The sequence below is a fragment of the Neorhizobium sp. PAMB6630 genome (assembly GCF_058242775.1).
On record NZ_CM177836.1, the window covers coordinates 674581 to 692723 of the forward strand.

Annotated in this window: 17 protein-coding genes; 11 read left to right on the forward strand and 6 right to left on the reverse strand. The window is 61.7% G+C overall.

Annotated elements, in window-relative coordinates:
* Nucleotides 1–97 precede the first annotated feature (97 nt).
* The gene (locus AC4CWF_RS03145) at nucleotides 98–1864 is read right to left on the reverse strand and encodes an ABC transporter ATP-binding protein/permease (protein ID WP_491283679.1); all 1767 of its coding nucleotides are present in this window, start codon (nucleotides 1862–1864) and stop codon (nucleotides 98–100) included.
* 398 nt (nucleotides 1865–2262) lie between these two features.
* Between AC4CWF_RS03145 and AC4CWF_RS03150 the strand changes: the two genes are divergently transcribed.
* The 6 genes from AC4CWF_RS03150 (at nucleotide 2263) to AC4CWF_RS03175 (ending at nucleotide 8533) form a co-directional block, all read left to right on the forward strand.
* Nucleotides 2263–3891 (forward strand): AMP-binding protein, encoded by a 1629-nt coding sequence (locus AC4CWF_RS03150; RefSeq protein WP_491283680.1) that lies wholly within the window; start codon nucleotides 2263–2265, stop codon nucleotides 3889–3891.
* A 167-nt stretch (nucleotides 3892–4058) separates the two neighbouring features.
* The gene (locus tag AC4CWF_RS03155) at nucleotides 4059–5195 is read left to right on the forward strand and encodes an ABC transporter substrate-binding protein (RefSeq protein WP_491283681.1); all 1137 of its coding nucleotides are present in this window, start codon (nucleotides 4059–4061) and stop codon (nucleotides 5193–5195) included.
* 9 nt (nucleotides 5196–5204) lie between these two features.
* Entirely contained in the window at nucleotides 5205–6125 is a 921-nt protein-coding gene (locus tag AC4CWF_RS03160) for a branched-chain amino acid ABC transporter permease (protein WP_491283682.1), read from the forward strand.
* An 11-nt stretch (nucleotides 6126–6136) separates the two neighbouring features.
* Nucleotides 6137–7108, forward strand: coding sequence for a branched-chain amino acid ABC transporter permease (locus tag AC4CWF_RS03165; protein WP_491283683.1), 972 nt, complete (start codon nucleotides 6137–6139; stop codon nucleotides 7106–7108).
* On the forward strand, nucleotides 7101–7850 hold the full coding sequence (locus AC4CWF_RS03170; protein WP_491283684.1) for an ABC transporter ATP-binding protein: 750 nt from the start codon (nucleotides 7101–7103) through the stop codon (nucleotides 7848–7850). The genes AC4CWF_RS03165 and AC4CWF_RS03170 overlap by 8 nt, the downstream gene beginning before the upstream one ends.
* Nucleotides 7847–8533 carry an ABC transporter ATP-binding protein gene (locus AC4CWF_RS03175; RefSeq protein ID WP_491285178.1) on the forward strand — a complete coding sequence of 229 codons (687 nt, stop codon included), beginning with the start codon at nucleotides 7847–7849 and terminating at the stop codon, nucleotides 8531–8533. The genes AC4CWF_RS03170 and AC4CWF_RS03175 overlap by 4 nt, the downstream gene beginning before the upstream one ends.
* 55 nt (nucleotides 8534–8588) lie before the next feature.
* Here the strand turns inward: AC4CWF_RS03175 and AC4CWF_RS03180 are convergent, their stop codons facing one another.
* Genes AC4CWF_RS03180 through AC4CWF_RS03190 form a run of 3 tightly spaced genes read right to left on the reverse strand, consistent with a single transcriptional unit; the run spans nucleotide 8589 to nucleotide 11337 of the window.
* Nucleotides 8589–9803: a pyridoxal phosphate-dependent aminotransferase gene (locus AC4CWF_RS03180; RefSeq protein ID WP_491283685.1), complete on the reverse strand. Its 1215-nt coding sequence runs from the start codon at nucleotides 9801–9803 to the stop codon at nucleotides 8589–8591.
* A gap of 14 nt (nucleotides 9804–9817) precedes the next feature.
* Nucleotides 9818–10462: a TetR family transcriptional regulator C-terminal domain-containing protein gene (locus tag AC4CWF_RS03185; RefSeq protein WP_491283686.1), complete on the reverse strand. Its 645-nt coding sequence runs from the start codon at nucleotides 10460–10462 to the stop codon at nucleotides 9818–9820.
* On the reverse strand, nucleotides 10459–11337 hold the full coding sequence (locus tag AC4CWF_RS03190) for a dimethylarginine dimethylaminohydrolase family protein (protein ID WP_491283687.1): 879 nt from the start codon (nucleotides 11335–11337) through the stop codon (nucleotides 10459–10461). Before AC4CWF_RS03190 ends, AC4CWF_RS03185 begins: the two co-directional genes overlap by 4 nt.
* 184 nt (nucleotides 11338–11521) lie before the next feature.
* Between AC4CWF_RS03190 and AC4CWF_RS03195 the strand changes: the two genes are divergently transcribed.
* The 4 genes from AC4CWF_RS03195 (at nucleotide 11522) to AC4CWF_RS03210 (ending at nucleotide 14733) form a co-directional block, all read left to right on the forward strand.
* Nucleotides 11522–12295, forward strand: coding sequence for an ABC transporter ATP-binding protein (locus AC4CWF_RS03195; RefSeq protein ID WP_491283688.1), 774 nt, complete (start codon nucleotides 11522–11524; stop codon nucleotides 12293–12295).
* A gap of 41 nt (nucleotides 12296–12336) precedes the next feature.
* The gene (locus AC4CWF_RS03200; RefSeq protein ID WP_491283689.1) at nucleotides 12337–13119 is read left to right on the forward strand and encodes a transporter substrate-binding domain-containing protein; all 783 of its coding nucleotides are present in this window, start codon (nucleotides 12337–12339) and stop codon (nucleotides 13117–13119) included.
* An 82-nt stretch (nucleotides 13120–13201) separates the two neighbouring features.
* Entirely contained in the window at nucleotides 13202–13921 is a 720-nt protein-coding gene (locus AC4CWF_RS03205) for an ABC transporter permease (protein WP_491283691.1), read from the forward strand.
* Complete coding sequence (locus AC4CWF_RS03210; protein WP_491283692.1) at nucleotides 13921–14733, forward strand: ABC transporter permease subunit; 813 nt, start codon at nucleotides 13921–13923, stop codon at nucleotides 14731–14733. Before AC4CWF_RS03205 ends, AC4CWF_RS03210 begins: the two co-directional genes overlap by 1 nt.
* Before the next feature lie 14 nt (nucleotides 14734–14747).
* On the opposite strand, the gene AC4CWF_RS03215 is transcribed toward AC4CWF_RS03210, so the two are convergent.
* Nucleotides 14748–15962 (reverse strand): MFS transporter, encoded by a 1215-nt coding sequence (locus tag AC4CWF_RS03215; protein ID WP_491283693.1) that lies wholly within the window; start codon nucleotides 15960–15962, stop codon nucleotides 14748–14750.
* Between the two features lies 1 nt (nucleotide 15963).
* Nucleotides 15964–17325, reverse strand: a complete 1362-nt coding sequence (locus tag AC4CWF_RS03220) for an LLM class flavin-dependent oxidoreductase (protein ID WP_491283694.1) — start codon at nucleotides 17323–17325, stop codon at nucleotides 15964–15966.
* Nucleotides 17326–17429: 104 nt separating this feature from the next.
* Between AC4CWF_RS03220 and AC4CWF_RS03225 the strand changes: the two genes are divergently transcribed.
* On the forward strand, nucleotides 17430–18020 hold the full coding sequence (locus AC4CWF_RS03225; RefSeq protein WP_491283695.1) for a helix-turn-helix domain-containing protein: 591 nt from the start codon (nucleotides 17430–17432) through the stop codon (nucleotides 18018–18020).
* The last annotated feature ends 123 nt before the right edge of the window (nucleotides 18021–18143 follow it).

Below are 18143 nucleotides of genomic sequence, written 5' to 3' on the forward strand. Positions count from 1 at the left end.
ACCATGGGTGGGTCAAACGTATTGTGCTAATACTTAATGATTTATAAACGAGGTATAATCAAGCATAGTTATCGTATTTCTGACTATATTCTACAATTTAAAGCGATTGCAATGCCGAAAGGTGTACAAGTTTCGGATTTATCGCCAAAAACACCTCCGAACGCCCAATATAGACAATGCCCGTCTGGTGGAATGTGTCCATGAGCTGGGTCAGCTCCTGTTGTGCGGGCACATCAAGAAGCTCCAGTGCGTCATCCAGTACGATCCATTTCGGCGCCATCAGCCGGGCATTGGCCAGCCTCAGCCGCGCCTGGTCTTCTTCGTCCAGCACGCGCTCCCAGCGATCACGCACGTCAAGCCTGTCGGCCAGCCGCTCCAGGCCGACCTCCGAAAGAGCCGCCACCATTTGTTCATCGGAATAGTCGGTAGCTTTTTTCGGATAGGTCATGGCTTCGCGCAACGTGGCGTCGGGAAAATAGGCTTTTTGCGACAGGAACAGGATGTCGTCGAGCGGCGGCATGCGGATTTCGCCTTCCCCCCATTGCCAAAGGCCGGCCATCGCGAGGAAGAGAAGGTGGCGGTTGGCCTTCGGATCACCGTTGATCATCACCCGAGAGCCGGGCTCGATGACGGTTTCACCGGCAAGCTGCAGTCCACGTTCGGTTGTTGAAGCGGTCGGTCCGGCCTGCAGTATCACATCTTTCAGAATGATCTGGCCAGTAGAGGAGGGCTGTATGATCGGCTTTTTCTGGCTTTCTGCCTTGTCTACTTCGATCAGAGCGCGGCGAAACACCGAGACGCGGTAAAGGGCTGCCTTCCAGTCGGCGATGGGCCTGAAATTGTCGACATACCAGCGCAGGGCCGTGTTGACCTGGTTGAAGGCGCCGACTGCCATCATCAGCCCGCCGAAGGAAATACTGCCGTTGAAATAGACCGGTGCTGCAATGAGGATCGGTGCGATTGTCGTCAACCAGCCGAAACCGGAGGAGACCCAGGTCAGGTTGGTATAGGCAAGCGCAAGCTTGCGGATGACCGCCAGAACCGCCCCGATCGACAGCTGGATACGCTGGCGCTCGCTGTCTTCGCCATTGGTCAGCGTGATGGCCATGAGGTTTTCATTGGTGTGCATCAGCGTGAAGCGCATTTCCGCTTCCTTGGAATAACGCTCCGTATTGAGGCGGGGCAGGTGGCGCCCCACCACATTGCTGATCAGCGAGGCGGTTGCCGCATAAAGCAGTGCGGCCCACACCATGTAGCCGGGAATGGCGATCTGGCGCCCGTCGATGGTGAAACTGAAATCGGCGGAAATCACCCAGAGCACGCCAATGAAGCTGACGAGAAGGATGGTCGAATTGACAAGTCCTATGCCAAGCGAGGTCGTCAATTCCGCAAGGTTTCGTGCGTCCTCATGCAGGCGCTGGTCCGGGTTGATGCCGATCTTGCCGTAACTGGCAAGCTTGAGCGCGCGCCGTGGTTTCATCCACTGATCGACGAGATCGCGCGAAAGACCTTCGCGCATGTAAAGCGCGGTCATCTGGTTCAGGAATGCCTGCACGACATTGAGCACCAGAAGCGATCCGGCAATGATGAAAAACACTTTCAGCTGCTCGAAGAAAGCGGGCAGGTCGCGCTGCTCAAGCGCGTTGTAAAAAGGCGTGTTCCAATGGTTCAGCCGGTACTGCCCATAGACCGTGGTCAGGATAACGGCCAGAAGCCCGATGGTCAGCAGCAGAACCCTCACGCGCACGCCGGAGGTCCAGAAGGCACTCATCATCATGCGCAACTGCGCGTCGAAGCGAAAGCCGGCATTGCCGATCTCGAAGTCGGATGGGTCTTTACCGTTTTGATCCGTCTGTGCTGCCATGGTGCTTTCCGCATGTGATCTTGCACGATCGGCCGCCGTGCTCCGCAGGTTGCGGCATCGGACGGACCTTGGAACAGAGCTATACTGTAAATCGCGCCGCTTGCTATCTGCCCCGGGAACCCTGGCGATAAATTCCGCAGCCAATGCAAAGCATCTCGCCCGCCAGCACCCTGCGCCTCCTCCGTTGCCCGAGCCTGATGCCGCAGGAATTGGCGCACCTGAGACGCCTGCGCGCTGGCCGCTCCTCAAAATTATTACAAACTTAAAATTTCTGTCTTGCCACGGGCGACCTCCGGTGCAATTCTTTCCCTCACAAGAGGCGGAAACAGCCTCAAAAGGACGACCATGCCGGAGAGGAAACCGACATCGGGCGTTAGAAGACGAAGGGAACAAGAGCCATGCTGGGACCCACTGGCCATGTGGATACGTTTGCCCGCGACAATCTTCCGCCGCTGGATCAGTGGCCGGAACTGCTGCTCGAGGGCTTCGATTACCCGGAATACCTGAATGCTGCGGTGGAACTGACCGACCGCATGGTGGAAAAAGGTTTTGGCGATCACACCGCCCTCATCGGCAACGGTCGCCGGCGCACCTACAAGGAACTGTCGGACTGGACGAACCGCATTGCGCGGGCGTTGACCGAAGAATATGGCCTGAAGCCCGGCAACCGCGTGCTGATCCGGTCTGCCAACAATCCGGCCATGGTCGCCTGCTGGCTTGCCGCCACCAAGGCCGGCGCCGTTGTCGTCAACACCATGCCGATGCTGCGTGCCGGCGAACTGGCAAAAACCATCGACAAGGCGGAAATCTCGATGGCGCTGTGTGATACGCGCCTGATGGATGAACTGGTCGCCGTCGCCAAGGAGAGCCGGTTCCTCACCCAGGTGATCGGTTTTGATGGCACCGCCAACCACGATGCCGAACTGGATCGCGCAGCTCTCAACAAGCCGGTGCGTTACGAGGCGGTGAAGACCGGGCGCGACGACGTGGCGCTTTTAGGCTTCACGTCGGGCTCGACAGGGATTGCCAAGGCGACGATGCATTTCCATCGTGACCTTTTGATCATTGCCGATGCCTATGCGAAAGAAGTGCTTGCCGTCACGCCTGACGATGTCTTTGTCGGTTCGCCGCCGCTTGCCTTCACCTTCGGGCTGGGCGGGCTTGCCATCTTCCCGCTGCGCTTCGGTGCCGCGGCAACGCTTTTGGAGCACGCCACGCCGCCAAAAATGATGGAGATCATCGAGACCTATCGCGCCACCATCTGCTTTACCGCGCCCACCGCCTACCGCGCCATGCTGGCTGCGATGGGTGAGGGCGCTGTGGACCTGTCTTCGCTGCGCATCGCAGTCTCTGCCGGTGAAACGCTGCCGGGGCCGGTGTTTGACGAGTGGACGCAAAAGACCGGTATCCCCATTCTCGATGGCATCGGCGCCACCGAAATGCTGCATATCTTCATCTCCAACCGCCTGGGCGATGCAAAGCCCACCTGCACCGGCAAGCCGCTGACAGGCTACCGGGCCAAGGTTGTCGATGAGGCGATGAACGAAGTGCCGAGCGGCACCATCGGCCGCCTTGCCGTGCAGGGTCCGATCGGCTGCCGCTACATGGCCGACGACCGCCAGAAGGAATACGTGCGCGACGGCTGGAACCTGACCGGCGACAGCTTTTCCGAGGACGAGGACGGTTATTTCCATTTCGCCGCCCGCTCCGACGACATGATCGTATCCGCCGGCTACAACATTGCCGGCCCCGAGGTGGAAGCAGCACTGCTGAAGCATGAGGCTGTGCTGGAATGCGCCGTGATCGGCGTGCCGGACGAGGCCCGCGGTCATATCGTCGAGGCCCATGTGGTGCTCACCGATCACGGACAGGCCTGCGATGCATTGGCCAAGCTGTTGCAGGAGCATGTGAAGGCAATCATCGCGCCCTACAAATATCCGCGCTCCATCGTCTTCACGCAGGCGCTGCCGAAAACCGAATCCGGCAAGATCCAGCGTTTCCGGTTGAAATCCGGGCATGCCGCGTGATGGTGCGCAGGGTTTTGCCACTGCATCCTGTGGATGTTTTCTTTCGACTGTGAAAGTTTGCGCTGGGGGCGTTATGGTCCCCGCCGGAATACGGTGATCACACGGGAAAACCGGGGCGCCAAAGACAAGAATAAGTGGGACATCAGACACAAACGGGAGTGCATGACATGAAGACTTTCCTCAAGGCCGCCACCCTTGCGCTTTCGCTTGGCGCCTCCACCCTTGCCATGGCCGAACCGGTCAAGATCGGCCTCATCACCACACTGTCTGGCGGCGGTGCGGGCCTTGGCGTCGATACGCGCGATGGTTTCATGCTGGCCATCAAGCAGTCCGGCAACAAGGGCGTGACCGTCATCACCGAAGACGATGCGCAGAAGCCGGAACTGGCTGTGCAGATCGCCGACAAGATGATCCAGAGCGATGAGGTGGATATTCTGACCGGCATCGTCTGGTCGAACCTTCTGATGGCGGTCGTGCCGGGCGCCGTTGCTCAGGGTAAGATCTACGTCTCCACCAATGCCGCACCGGCAGCGCTGGCCGGCGAAAAATGCGATCCGCTCTATTTCAATGCCGCCTACCAGAACGACAATCTTCATGAAGCCATGGGCGAATATGCCAACAAGGGCTACAAGAAGATGTTCATCATGGCGCCCAACTATCCCGCCGGGAAGGACTCGCTGACCGGCTTCAAGCGCTACTTCAAGGGTGCCGTGGCAAACGAGGTCTATACCCAGGTCGGCCAGACGGATTATGCCGCTGAAATCGCCCAGATCCGTGCGTCTGGCGCCGATGGCGTGTTCGCCTTCCTGCCGGGCGGCATGGGCATTGCCTTCATGAAGCAATATGCGCAGTCGGGCGTCAAAATCCCGGTCATGGGCCCCGGCTTCTCCTTCAGCCAGGATGTGCTGCCGGCCATCGGCGATGCAGCCCTCGGCGCAAAGGCATCCGGCCAGTGGGCGAAGGATCTGGATAACGCGGCCAACAAGAAGTTCGTGCCGGCCTTTGAAAAGGAATACGGCCGCCTGCCGTCGATCTATGCGGTGCAGGCCTATGATGCGGCTCAGCTGATCCTGTCTGCCGCCTCCAAGGCGAGCGTCAAGGATACGGCCGCCTTTACCGCCGAACTGAAAAAGGCGGACATCCAGTCGCCGCGCGGCAAATTCAAGTTCAACACCAACCGTCACCCGATCCAGGATATTTATGTCACGGAAGTGGTGAAGGACGGCGGCGTTCTCACCAACAAGATCATCGAGAAGATCTTCACCGATCACGGCGATGCCTATGCGCAGGCCTGCAAGAAGTAAGGACGCTTCGTGACTTTTGCGCTTGCCATCGAGCAGCTGCTGAACGGGGTTCAGCTCGGCGTCATGCTCTTTCTCATGGCCGCCGGGCTGACGCTGATCTTTGGCGTCATGGGCCTGATCAATCTGGCCCATGGCTCGCTCTACATGGTGGGCGCCTTTGCCTGCGCAAGCGTGGCGGCGCTGACCGGCTCGTTCTGGCTCGGCCTCGTCGCAAGCCTTGCGGCGTCGGCTGCCGCCGGCGCCCTCATCGAAGTCACCGTGATCCGCCGTCTTTATGATCGCGACCATCTCGATCAGGTGCTGGCGACGTTTGCGCTGATCCTGATCTTTTCCGAGGGCACGCGCTGGCTGTTCGGCTCGTTCCCGCTTTATCTCGATATTCCGCCGCTGCTCGAAGGGGCCGTGGCGCTGCCCGGTGGTGCGCAATACCCGCTGTACCGGCTGGCGATCATTCTCGCCGGCGGTCTCGTCGCCTTCGGGCTTTATGGCCTCATCTCGAAGACGCGGCTTGGCATGCGCATCCGCGCCGGTGAAAGCGACCGCGAGATGATTGCCGCCCTCGGCGTCGATATCCGCACGCTCTACACGCTGGTCTTTGCGCTGGGCGCTGCCCTTGCGGGCCTTGCCGGCGGCATGGTCGGTGCGCTGCAATCGGTGCAGGTCGGCATGGGCGAGCCGGTGCTGATCCTCGCCTTCGTCGTCATCGTCATCGGCGGCATCGGCTCCATCAAGGGTGCGCTTGTCGGCGCGCTTCTGGTCGGTGTTGTCGATACGATGGGCCGGCTGCTGCTGCCGCAGGTGCTGGCGCTAATAGTTCCCCCCGCGCAGGCGGGGCTCATCGGCGGCGCGCTTGCCTCCATGCTCATCTATATCCTGATGGCGCTCATCCTTGCGGTCAAACCGCGCGGCCTGTTTCCGGCGCAGGCATGAGGGCTTTTCTGATGACCCGCGAAAACATCCTCAACCTCGTGCTGGCTTTGGCGCTTCTGGCCGTGCCGTTCATCGCGCAGGCAGCCGGCCAGCCCTTCACCATCACGCTTGCCACCCGCATCGCCATCCTCGCGCTTGCGGCAACCGGGCTCAACATCGCGCTTGGCCTTGGCGGTCTCGTCTCCTTTGGCCATGCGGCCTTCTTCGGCGTCGGCGGTTATGTGGCCGGCATCCTGTCGTCGCATGCCTTTTCCGGCGATCCGATGCTGTTCGGTCTTGCCGGCTCCAAGCAGATGCTCGTCGTCTGGCTGGTCGCCATGATGACGGCCGGCGTGCTTGGCCTTGCCATCGGCGCGATCAGCCTGCGCACCTCAGGCGTCTACTTCATCATGATCACGCTCGCCTTTGCGCAGATGGTCTATTATTTCGCCATCTCCTGGCCCGCCTATGGCGGTGAGGACGGGTTGTCGATCGTCGTCAGGAACCAGTTCCCCGGCGTCAACACGATGCGGCCGATGAACTTTTTCCTCATCTGCTACGGCGTGCTGCTGGTGGGCATCCTCCTCTCGGCGCTGATCCGCTCCTCGCGCTTCGGGGCAGCCCTTCAGGCGGTGCGCCAGAACGATGTGCGAGTGGCCTCCATCGGCATTTCGCCAATGCCGATCCGGCTCACCGCCTTCGTCCTCTCCGCCATGCTGACGGCAGTGGCCGGCGCGCTCTACGCGGATCTCAACCGGTTCGTCAGCCCGTCGATGCTCTCCTGGCACATGTCGGGCGAACTCATAGTGCTGATCATTCTCGGCGGCACCGGGCGGTTGATGGGGCCTGTCGCGGGCGCTGCCCTCTACGTCATCTTCGAATATCTGCTGGGCGGCCTGACCGAACGTTGGCAGTTTTTCCTCGGCCTCATCCTGCTCGCCACCGTGCTCTTTGCGCGCGGCGGGCTGATCGGGCTTCTTGCCGGAAAGGTGCGTCATGGCTGATCCGGTTCTCTCCATCCAAGATCTACACAAGAGCTTTGGCGCGCTGAAGGCAACCGATGGCGTGACCATCGATCTTCACCCCGGCGAAATCCACGCGCTGATCGGACCGAACGGGGCTGGAAAATCCACGCTGATCCACCAGATCTGCGGCACGCTGCGGCCGGATTCCGGCACGATCACGCTAGCCGGCCGCGATATCAGCCAGCTTGCCGTGGCAGAACGCGCGCGGCTGGGGTTAGGGCGCACGTTCCAGATTTCCTCGCTCATCGGCGAATTTTCCGCGCTGCGCAATGTCATGCTGGCGGTGCAGGCAGGTGAGGGGTCCAGCTTCCGTTTCTTCATGCCTGTGATGCGCGACCGCTCGCTCATCGATGCGGCGATGGCAAGGCTGGAACGGGTGGGGCTGGCGAGGCGCGCAAACGTTCCGGCCTCCGAACTCTCCCACGGTGAAAAACGCCAGCTGGAGATCGCCATTGCGCTGGCACTCGATGTCAAAGCCTTCCTGCTCGATGAGCCGATGGCCGGTATGGGGCCAGAAGGCTCCAAAGTGCTGACCGGCTTTCTCGATACGCTGCGCCAGGAAGCGCCGATCCTGCTGGTGGAGCATGACATGGATGCCGTCTTTGCGCTCGCCGACCGCATTTCGGTTCTGGTCTATGGCCGGGTGATTGCCACGGGCACGGTGGACGAGATCCGCAACGACCCGGCCGTGCGCCAGGCCTATCTCGGAGATCATGCCTGATGCTGCTCGATATCCAGGATATTGCCACCTTCTATGGCGCAAGCCAGGCGCTGTTCGGCGTCGAGTTCCAGATGGCCGAGGGCGAGGTCGTGGCGCTGATGGGGCGCAACGGCATGGGCAAGTCGACCACGATCAAGTCGATCTGCAACCTCATGCCGCCGAAGTCAGGCCATGTGCTGTTTGATGGCGCCTCGACGAAGCGTTTGGCCCCGCACAAGGTCGCCCGCCTCGGCATTGGGCTTGTGCCGGAGGGGCGGCGGTGTTTTCCAAACCTCACGGTGCATGAAAATCTGGTCGCCGCCGCACGCCCCGGCCGCTGGACGCTTCAACGCGTCAACGCGCTTTTCCCCCGTCTTGAAGAACGCCACGGACAGATGGCGCGCTCGCTTTCCGGCGGTGAGCAGCAGATGCTGGCGGTCGGCCGGGCGCTGATGACCAATCCGCGCCTTCTTATCCTCGACGAGGCGACCGAAGGTCTGGCGCCTGTTATCCGCCAGGATATCTGGCGCGCCATCCGCACGCTGAAGGAAGACGGCCTGTCCATCCTCGTGGTCGACAAGACGCTGTCGGAACTGCTGCCGGTGGCGGATCGCTGCGTGGTTCTGGAAAACGGAAAAACCGTCTGGACCGGCCGGCCGGATGGCCTGACGCCGGATCTGCAGGACCGTTATCTCGGCGTGTGAGGAAACCGGCTCTCGCGCGGTGGGCGCGAGAACCGATTGATCAACAGGGAGCGCGTCAGGCGCCGAGCCGTCCGTCTGCTCTTTTCTGCGCGTCCGGCAGGGCGGCGAGGCGGCTGGCAAGGTTTGCCATGCGCTTCACGGCCTCTTCCAGCACCTCATCGGGCACCGTCAGCGAAATCCGGATAAAACCGGCCGCCTGATGGCCGAAGGAGGAGCCGGGCATGACGGCGACCTTTTCGCTCTGCAGCAGTTCCAGCGCGTAATCGGCGCCGGCCAAGCCGGTTGCGGTCACATCCACCACCACGAACATGCCGCCTTCCGGCATCATCGGCTTCAACAGATTGCTGCCGGAGAGCGTATCGCGCACGATCTTGGCGCGGCGCTCGTAATTGGTCCGCATGATGCCGGCGGTCTCGAAGGGTTTGGAAAGCGCCAGCGCCGTCATGTCGGAAATGAACGGCTGCACGCCAAACAGCATGGTTTCGGAAACCGGCAGAAGCCTTTCGCAAAACTCCTCCGGGCCTGCCGCCCAGCCGCTGCGAAAGCCCGGTGCAGCATGCGACTTGGAAATGGAGGAGACGACGATGGTTCGCTCGGCAAGATCGGCCATATCGAAGGGGGAGGCAAAATCCTCGCCGAAGATCAGCTGTTCATAAACCTCGTCACAGACGATCCAGAGATCGTGCTTGCGGCAGATCTTTCCGATGGCGGCAATTTCCGCCTCCGTCAGCACGGCGCCTGTCGGGTTGTGCGGCGTGTTCAAAAGCAGCACGCGCGCTTCCGGCGTGATCGCCCGCTCCAGATCTTCCGCCTGCATGTGAAAACGGTTTTCCGGGCGAAGCGGCACGGGAATGAAATGCGCACCCGTCGAGGCGATCACGCCCTCATAGGTCGCGTAAAGCGGATCGCCAACCAGCACGCCGTCGCCGGCTTCCACCAGCCCGGTCATCACCGCATAAAGCGCGGTCTGCGTGCCGGGAAAACAGAGGAAATTCTTTTCCGTCACGCCCGGGCGGCGCTTTTCATATTTTTCCACCAGCGCCTTGAGGACCGGCGGCTCGCCGCGGCCGTTGGAATAACGGGTGCGGCCGGCATGCATGGCGCGGGCGCACTCGGCCAGCAGCTCCGGGTCCGGCGGCAGGTCCGGCTCGCCGATGGTAAGCTCGATGATCGGTTCGCCGGCAGCCTTCATGCGGCGCGCCTGCAGATGAAGGGCCCAGCGGCCGGAACCGAGATCGGCAAGGCGGTCGGTGATGGAAGCGTAACGCACGGAAGTTCTCCAGTTCAGGTACGGATGGGAGCGACGAGATCGCCGGGGTTGAGGCCCAGCAGCCGCTCGACCGAGAGGATGGCGGTATCGGCGAGTTCATGATCGTGAAACATGTCGGACACCAGCGTTCCCTCCAGCCACAGGCCGTCGATCAGGCCGTTAAGGGCAATCGCATGGTGCCGGCAGGTGTCCGGCGCCAGCGGCTTTCCCTGTTCTTCGAAAAAGGCCTGCAGCAGATCCTGCAGCACTGACAGGAAGGCGACGTAATTTTCGCGGTGAATGGCGGCAAAGGCCGGCTCGACGCGAATATGGCCGATGAAGGCTGCCCAGAGCGACAGCATACGCGAATCCGTGACCGGTGGCGTCAGGTTGCCGGCGATGAAGAGGATCAGGCGTTCGCGCGCCGTGCCCTCGCTGTCGGCGGCCGCAAAGGCCGGCGCGCTCATCATGCGCATCACCTCGCGATAGGCTTCCTGCATCATCAGGTCCTTGCTCGCGAAATAATGCCGGATGAGCCCGCCGGTCACGCCGGCGCGGGTGGCAATCTGGCGCACGGTGGCGCCCTGAATGCCAAGCTCGGCAATACAATCGAGTGTCGCGGTGATCAGATCCTCGCGTCGCTCGGCCTCGGGGGCCCTATGGAAGGTGCGCCTGTTCACGCCGCCTGCCGAAGGATCGGGCGGGTGAGGCATGTCGGGCCACCCTCGCAGGCGATGCAGAGTGCATCCGCCGCAAACGTGGTGACAGTGCAGCCATGTGCTTCCATGGCAGCCTTGGTGGCGGGAAAACCTTCCACCATGATCACCTGGCCGGGACTTGTCGGCAGCACGTTGAGGTTAAGGCCATTGCTTGCGGCAAAGTCGGCTTCCGGCGCGTGAATAAGCGTAAAGCCACGCTCCTTCAGCATGAGGTAGAAGGCGGCCGGCATCAGCGGCGCATGCACGAGCGCCATGGTTTCGGTGAGCGGGCTGATGACAGACATGAGGTGCAGGCAGGCCTCTTCGCCCTGCCAGAGCGGCAGATCGTACCCGAGAACGGTGACGCCGATCGTGCCGAGAATGGCCGACAACTGCTCGATGCCGGACTGGTTGCTGCGCACGCCGCGCCCGACGGCCAGCGTCTTGTCATCCACCCATACGCAATCGCCGCCTTCCACCGTGCCCGGCGCCTCGATGGTGCCGAGGATCGGAATGCCGGCGTCGCGATAGGCCTTGGCATGCAGCGCCGGTTCGTCTGCGCGCAAAGGCTTGCCCATGCGCAGGATCACCGCACCCTTGTCGGTCATCAGGGAGGGATCATGCGTGAACATGGAATCGGCAAGCCCATCGCCCTCATCTTCCACCCAGAGGATTTCGGCGCCGGAGGCGGCAACCAGTTCGGCAAACTCACCATGCTGGGCAATCGCCTTTTCCGCATCGAAAGTCGGGCCGTAGTGCCATTGTGCGGCATCTGCGGCGAGAAGGCTTGCGCCGGGGCGGCGCATCAGCACGCGCGACAGCCGTGTTGCCATGGCCTGGCAGCCGTATCCATTCATGGGAAACCTCTATGGTGTTGGTGATCAAAACAGGGGGTTGCCCTTATTATACGCTTGAGTAATTTTTAGACAAGTGCAAAACTCCGGATTGAAACAACGGCGCCAGCACCGTCACACAATAAAAACTGCTGGGGGAATAGTCGGTAGAGAGATCGGGCGATGAACGTCCGGCAGTGAAGGTAACATGGCGGAAACGGCGCAAGCCATTGAAGTACGGGATCTTTTCAAGCGTTTTGGCCCGCTTGAGGTTCTGAAGGGTGTATCGCTGAGTGCAAAACAGGGGGATGTGATCGCCCTGATTGGCGGCAGCGGATCGGGAAAATCCACATTCCTGCGTTGCATAAACCTGCTGGAGCTGCCGACAGCGGGCCAGGTTTCCATTCATGGCGAAACCATCGAGATGAAGAAGGATGGCCATGGCGGGCTGATGCCTGCCAATCGCCGCCAGGTGCAGCGCATCCGCACAAAACTCGGCATGGTGTTCCAGAGCTTCAACCTCTGGCAGCACATGACGGTTCTACAGAATGTCATCGAAGTGCCCGTGCATGTGCTCGGCCAGTCCCGCGACGAGGCGATTGCTGCGGCCGAAACGCTTTTGCGCCGCGTTGGCCTTTACGAGAAGCGCGATGCCTATCCGGCGTTCCTTTCCGGTGGCCAGCAGCAGCGCGCCGCGATTGCCCGCGCGCTTGCCATCCAGCCGCTCGTTATGCTGTTTGATGAGCCGACCTCGGCGCTCGATCCGGAACTGGTCGGCGAGGTGTTGACCGTCATCGGCGATCTCGCGCGGGAAAAACGCACAATGATCCTCGTCACTCACGAAATGGCCTTTGCCCGCCAGGTGGCCAACCACGTGGTGTTCCTGCATGGCGGCCATATTGAGGAGCAGGGCTCTCCGGAGGCCATCTTCGAGAACCCGCAGTCGGAGCGGCTGAAGAAGTTCATCAGTTCCATCCACTAGAATAACCAAAAACAGACAGACATTACCGAAAGGGGAAAATCATGAAGAACCTTCTCAAGTCCGCCGCAGTGGCGCTCGCCGTCAGCGTTGCCGCATTCGGCTCGGCTTCTGCCCAGGAACTCAAGATCGGCGTTGCCGCGGAACCCTATCCGCCCTTTTCCTCGCCGGACGCGAGCGGCAAGTGGGTCGGTTGGGAAATCGACTTCATCGAGGCGCTGTGTGCCGAAGCCAAGGAAAAATGCGTCGTCACCCCGGTTGCCTGGGATGGCATCATTCCGGCGCTGACCTCCAAGAAGATTGACGCCATCATCGGCTCCATGTCGATCACCGCGGAACGCGAAAAGACGATTGCCTTCTCGGACAAGTATTACAACACACCGGCCACCGTCATCGGCCCGAAGAGCGAAAAGTTCGATGCCACGCCGGAAGGCCTGAAGGGCAAGATCCTCGGCGTTCAGGTGTCCACCGTCTCGGCTGATTATGCCAAGAAGTATTTTGCTCCTGTCGTTTCCGAGATCAAGGAATACCAGACGCAGGACGAGGCAAACCAGGATCTGGCTGCCGGCCGCATCGATGCCACCCAGGCTGACCTGATCACGCTGCAGGCGTTCCTCGACAGCGAACAGGGCAAGGCCTGCTGCGAATCGAAGGGCAATGTGAAGGATGATCCGGAAATTCTCGGCACCGGCATCGGCATCGGCCTTCGCAAGGAAGACACGGCGCTGAAGGACAAGTTTAACGCCGCCATCAAGGCGATCCGTTCGAACGGCACCTACGACACCATTTCCAAGAAGTATTTCGCCTTCGACATCTACGGCAAGTAAGCCGCCAGAGACCTGACCGCCCGGCCTGTCGCCTCTAGGCGTCGGGCCGGGCGTGCCTGTCCGGCCTTGAAAGCGCCTCTTCATGGACGCCACTCTCAAACTTCTTTCGCTCTGGTCTCCGGGCTGGGGCGGCGTGCTCCTGACCGGTCTTCTCCATTCGCTGCAGGTGGCGTTCGGCGGTTATCTGCTCGGCCTCGTCATCGGCACCGGTGGCGCTGCCGGCAAGCTGTGGGGCGGCCCGATCCTGCGCGATCTTCTCGAGGTCTACACGACCGTCGTGCGCGGCGTGCCGGAACTCGTGCTCATTCTCATTCTCTATTACGCCGGCACCGATGCGGTGAACCAGCTGACGGCGCTTGTGGGCCTGCCGTCCATCGATATCAGCGGGCTTGCCGCCGGTATTTTTGTCATTGGCGTGGTGCAGGGAGCCTATTCTACGGAAGTGCTGCGTGGCGCGATCCTGTCCGTGCCGGCCGGCCAGCTTGAGGCGGCGCGCGCCTATGGCATGTCGCCGCTGCTGTCGCTGCGGCGCATCACGCTGCCGGCCATGCTGCCTTATGCGCTGCCTGGTCTCTCCAACCTCTGGATGATTGCCACCAAGGATACAGCTCTGCTGGCCGTTGTCGGTTTTGCCGAACTGACGCTGGTCACGCGCCAGGCGGCCGGCACCACAAAGGCCTATCTGACCTTCTTTCTCGCTGCCGGCGCGCTTTATCTTGCCGTGACGCTCATCTCCAACCTGCTGATCGGGTTGCTGGAAAAACGCGCCCGCCGTGGCCTGACCCGTCAGGAAGGCGCGTGATGAGCGACACCCCGAACGTCGTTACCTATGTGGCGCCAAAAGCCCGCAGCCTGTTTGAGCCGCATCGCCTGTTCCTGATGGCGGTAGCCATCGTGCTGGTGTTCTGCGTGGCCTGGTTCATGCGCTGGGACTGGCTGCCGCGTTATCAGGAACGGCTGATCTACGGCATCGGCCAGACCCTGCTGATGCTGTTTTCCACCGCCATCGTCGGTTTCCTGTTTGCCGTGCCGCTCGGCCTCGTGCAGGTCACCGGGCCAAAGCCGCTCGCCTGGGCGGCGCGTGGCTTCTGCACCCTGATCCGCGGCACGCCGCTTCTCTTGCAGCTGTGGCTTCTTTATTATGGGCTGGGTTCACTGTTTGCGCAGTATCCGGAAATCCGCTCGTCCTTCCTCTGGCCTTATCTGCGTCAGGCCTGGCCTTATGGTTTTGCCGCACTGATGATTTCGTTTGCCGCCTACGAGGGTGAAGTGATGCGCGGGGCCTTTGCCGGCGTTCCCCGTGGCGAACTGGAGGCGGCGCGGGCCTATGGTATGGGGCGCTTTACGCTGTTTCGCCGCATCTGGCTTCCCCGCGCCATCCACCGCGCGCTGCCGACCTTGACCGGCGAGACGGTACTGCAGCTGAAATCGACGCCTCTCGTGGCAACCGTGACCGTGGTCGATGTCTACGCCATCATCTCGCGCGTGCGCCAGGAAACGTTTTTGACCTATGAGCCGCTGCTGCTGCTGGCGCTGATCTATCTCTGCCTCACCGGCATGCTGGTTTATGCCTTCAAGCTTCTGGAAAACCGCATTCCGACGCGCGGCGTCTGAACCCGCGCCCGGCCTCAGGCCGGGCGGGTGGCATTCCGGCGGTGAAGCCGCAGCATGGCCCATGCCCCGAGAAACGGGCCAGGGCTCAGAAACAAAAATGTCCAGCGCCAGTTGCCGAACCAGGCGGCCAGCTGCGGCATCAGCCAGATGCTGATGCCGGTCAGCGCAAAGCCCATGCCCATCTGCAGCGAAAGTGCGGTGCCGACGAGATGCCGGTCCGTAAGTTCCGTGGCGGCGGCGGAAAACTGCGCGGAATCGCCGATGACGGAGATGCCCCAGATGATCACCACCAGCATCAGCAACCAAGTTGGCCCGTCGAAGACGAAGCCGATGGCAAGGGCTGCCGAGCCCGACACCAGCATCATGCCGGCCGTTGTCACCGCCCGGCCAAACCGGTCTGCCAGCACGCCACCGGCGAGACAGCCGATGATACCGGCGGCAAGCGCTGCAAAGGTTGCAAGCGATCCGGCCCCTGCCGCAAAACCCGCAGGCGCCGCGCTCAGGTAGGCAAGCAACCAAGCCCACATGGCATAAAGCTCCCACATGTGGCCGAGATAACCGGCATTCACCAGCATCAGGTCACCGTTTTTGAACACGTGGCCGATCTGGCGCGGATCAAACACCGTGCGGGCAAAGGGATAAGGTCCCTCGCGCACGATGAGAAGAAACAGAGCGGCGCCGATGAACCCACAAAAAGACGCAAGTTCCACGACAATGCGCCAGTCGAGCGATGCCGTCAGCCCGCGAAACAGATGCGGCAGCGAGGAGCCCGCCGTCAGCGCGCCGATGACAAAGCCGAGTGCCAGCCCCCGGCTTTTCCGGAACCAGGTGGCAGCGAGCTTCATGGCGGGCGGATAAACGCCGGCGAGCGCAAATCCAGTGGCAAAGCGACAGGCAATGGCACCGGCAAGGCCGGGTTCCATGAGCAGCGCCGCATTGGCAAGCGCCGCAAGCGCTGCCGAGACGGCGGCGAGCCGGTTCATGGCAACTATATCCGGCAGGTTGATGAGGCTGGCGATCAGCGCGCCGGTGACGAAACCCAGCTGCACGCCATTGGTCAGCCACGCGGAGGCGCCGCTTCCAAGCGACAACGCCCGCGTCATCTCCGGCGCGACGGCCGTTGCCGAAAACCACGCCGACAGCGAAAGCACCACGGCAAGGCAGAGCCAGCCGAGCATTATTTTTCCAGGCGCGCCGCTTTCGCTATCAGGCACTTGCGCTCTTGCCATGTCAGGCGTTCTTCTTGCGGTGGCTGGCCGCCACGTGCCTTGCGGGAAGACGCGGCATGCCAAACAGCTTTTGCCGCATCGGCCCTTCCGCATAGGCGGTCTTATAGACGCCACGTTCCTGCAGGATCGGCACGATGAGATCGATGATATCGTCAAAACATTCGGGAACGACGGTGCGCGACAGGTTGAACCCGTCAATGCCGGCGTTTTCGCTCCAGGTGATCAACTGCCCGGCAATATCCTCGGCAGCCCCCACCATCGGCGCCTGCCGGCTGCCCAGCACCATCTGTTCCAGCAGCTTGCGCCGCGTCCATTGCGGACCGGCCGAGCGCGTCATCGCCTCCACATTGGAGGTGATGGCATTGCTCTTATCCGTCTCGATCGGCTCGTCCGGATCGTATTTCGAAAAATCGATGCCCATCGAGGCGGCCGCATGCACAAGGGCGGCTTCTGAGCTGACATAGTGCCGGTAATCCTCGAATTTCTCCCGCGCCTCGGCATCCGTGCGGCCGGTGACGATGGTGGCGCCCATGAACACCTTGATATCGTCAGCCACGCGGCCGACCTCGACCGCCCTTGCGCGGATATCGTCGACGATCGCCTTCACGCCGTCGATCTTCTGGCCGTTGACAAAAACGCATTCGGCATGCGTCGCAGCAAACGTGCGCCCGCGCGGCGAAGAGCCCGCCTGGTACAGCACCGGCGTGCGTTGCGGCGAGGGCTCGCAGAGATGCATGGCCTCCAGCCGGTATTGCTTGCCCTCGTGGCGGATCCTGTGAACCTTGGCCGGGTCGGCATAAAGGCCCCCGGCGCGATCAAACACCACCGCATCGTCCTCCCAGCTTTCCTCCCACAGGCGATACATGATCTCCATATATTCGTCGGCGAGATCATAGCGATCATCATGCGCCATCTGGCCCTCAAGGCCATTGGCACGCGCGGCGCTGTCGAGATAACCGGTGACGATGTTCCAGCCGATCCGCCCCTGCGTCATGTGATCGAGCGTCGACATGCGCCGGGCAAACAGGAAGGGCGGCTCATAGGTAAGGTTTGCCGTGACGCCAAAGCCGAGATGCGTGGTAACAGTTGCCATGGCCGGCACCAGCATCATCGGATCGTTGACGGGCACCTGCACCGCACCCCGGATCGCCGCATCCGGGCTGGCGCCCAGCACGTCATAGACCCCGGAGACATCGGCAAAAAAGATCCCATCGAACAGGCCGGCCTCCAGCCGCTTTGCCGTGTCCATCCAGTAGGTGATGTCGTTATAGCGATGCGACTGGTCGCGCGGATGCCGCCACAGGCCGTGCTGGATATGGCCGACCGTGTTCATGTCGAAGGCATTGAAGCGGATTTCGCGCATTGTTCCCCTCCGGTTTTCCCGGTTAAATGGTTTGCAGCCCATTTTATGTTTCGTATAGGGTTGCTTTCGTCCACTATAAGAGACGAATTTGAGGAAATGCAAGCATGGACGGCGCGGATAATCGAGGGGCTTCCGGCCCGCAGACTTTAAGCGGCGAAGCGATTGCCGAGCGCCTGCGGCTGGAGCGGGAAAATCGCGGCTGGTCGCTGTCCGACCTTGCTGAACGGTCCGGCGTCTCCAAGGCGATGATCAGCAAGATCGAACGCTCCGAGGCAAGCCCGACGGCAACCGTGCTCGGCCGCCTCTCCGGCGCCTTCGGCCTGCCGCTTTCGGTGCTTCTGGCGCTGGCCGAGCGTGCCGGCGACCGCCTGTCGCGGGCTGGCGATCAACCGGTCTGGACCGACCCGGAAACCGGCTATACCCGCCGCGCGGTCTCTCTGCCCAATGGCGGACTTCTGGAACTGATCGAGGTGACGCTGCCGGCCGGCGTGCGCATTCCCTATCCGGCCTCTGCCTTTGCCTTCCAACGCCAGCAGATCTGGCTTCTGTCAGGGCAACTGGATTTCGATGAGGGCGGCACGCTCCATCATCTTTCGCCCGGTGACTGTCTGGAGCTTGGCCCGCCGAGCGCTTGCGTGTTCTTCAATCCGGGCAAGGAACCATCCCGGTATCTGATCGCGCTCACACGGCGGTAATCCATCGCCGTGGGAGATCGGGCTTAAGCCCCAAGCCACAGCTTGATGATCAGCCCGACGACGCCGACGCTCAACACCCCGGCGACCCAGAGCGCGACGAACCAGCCGATCTGCCGGGCCATT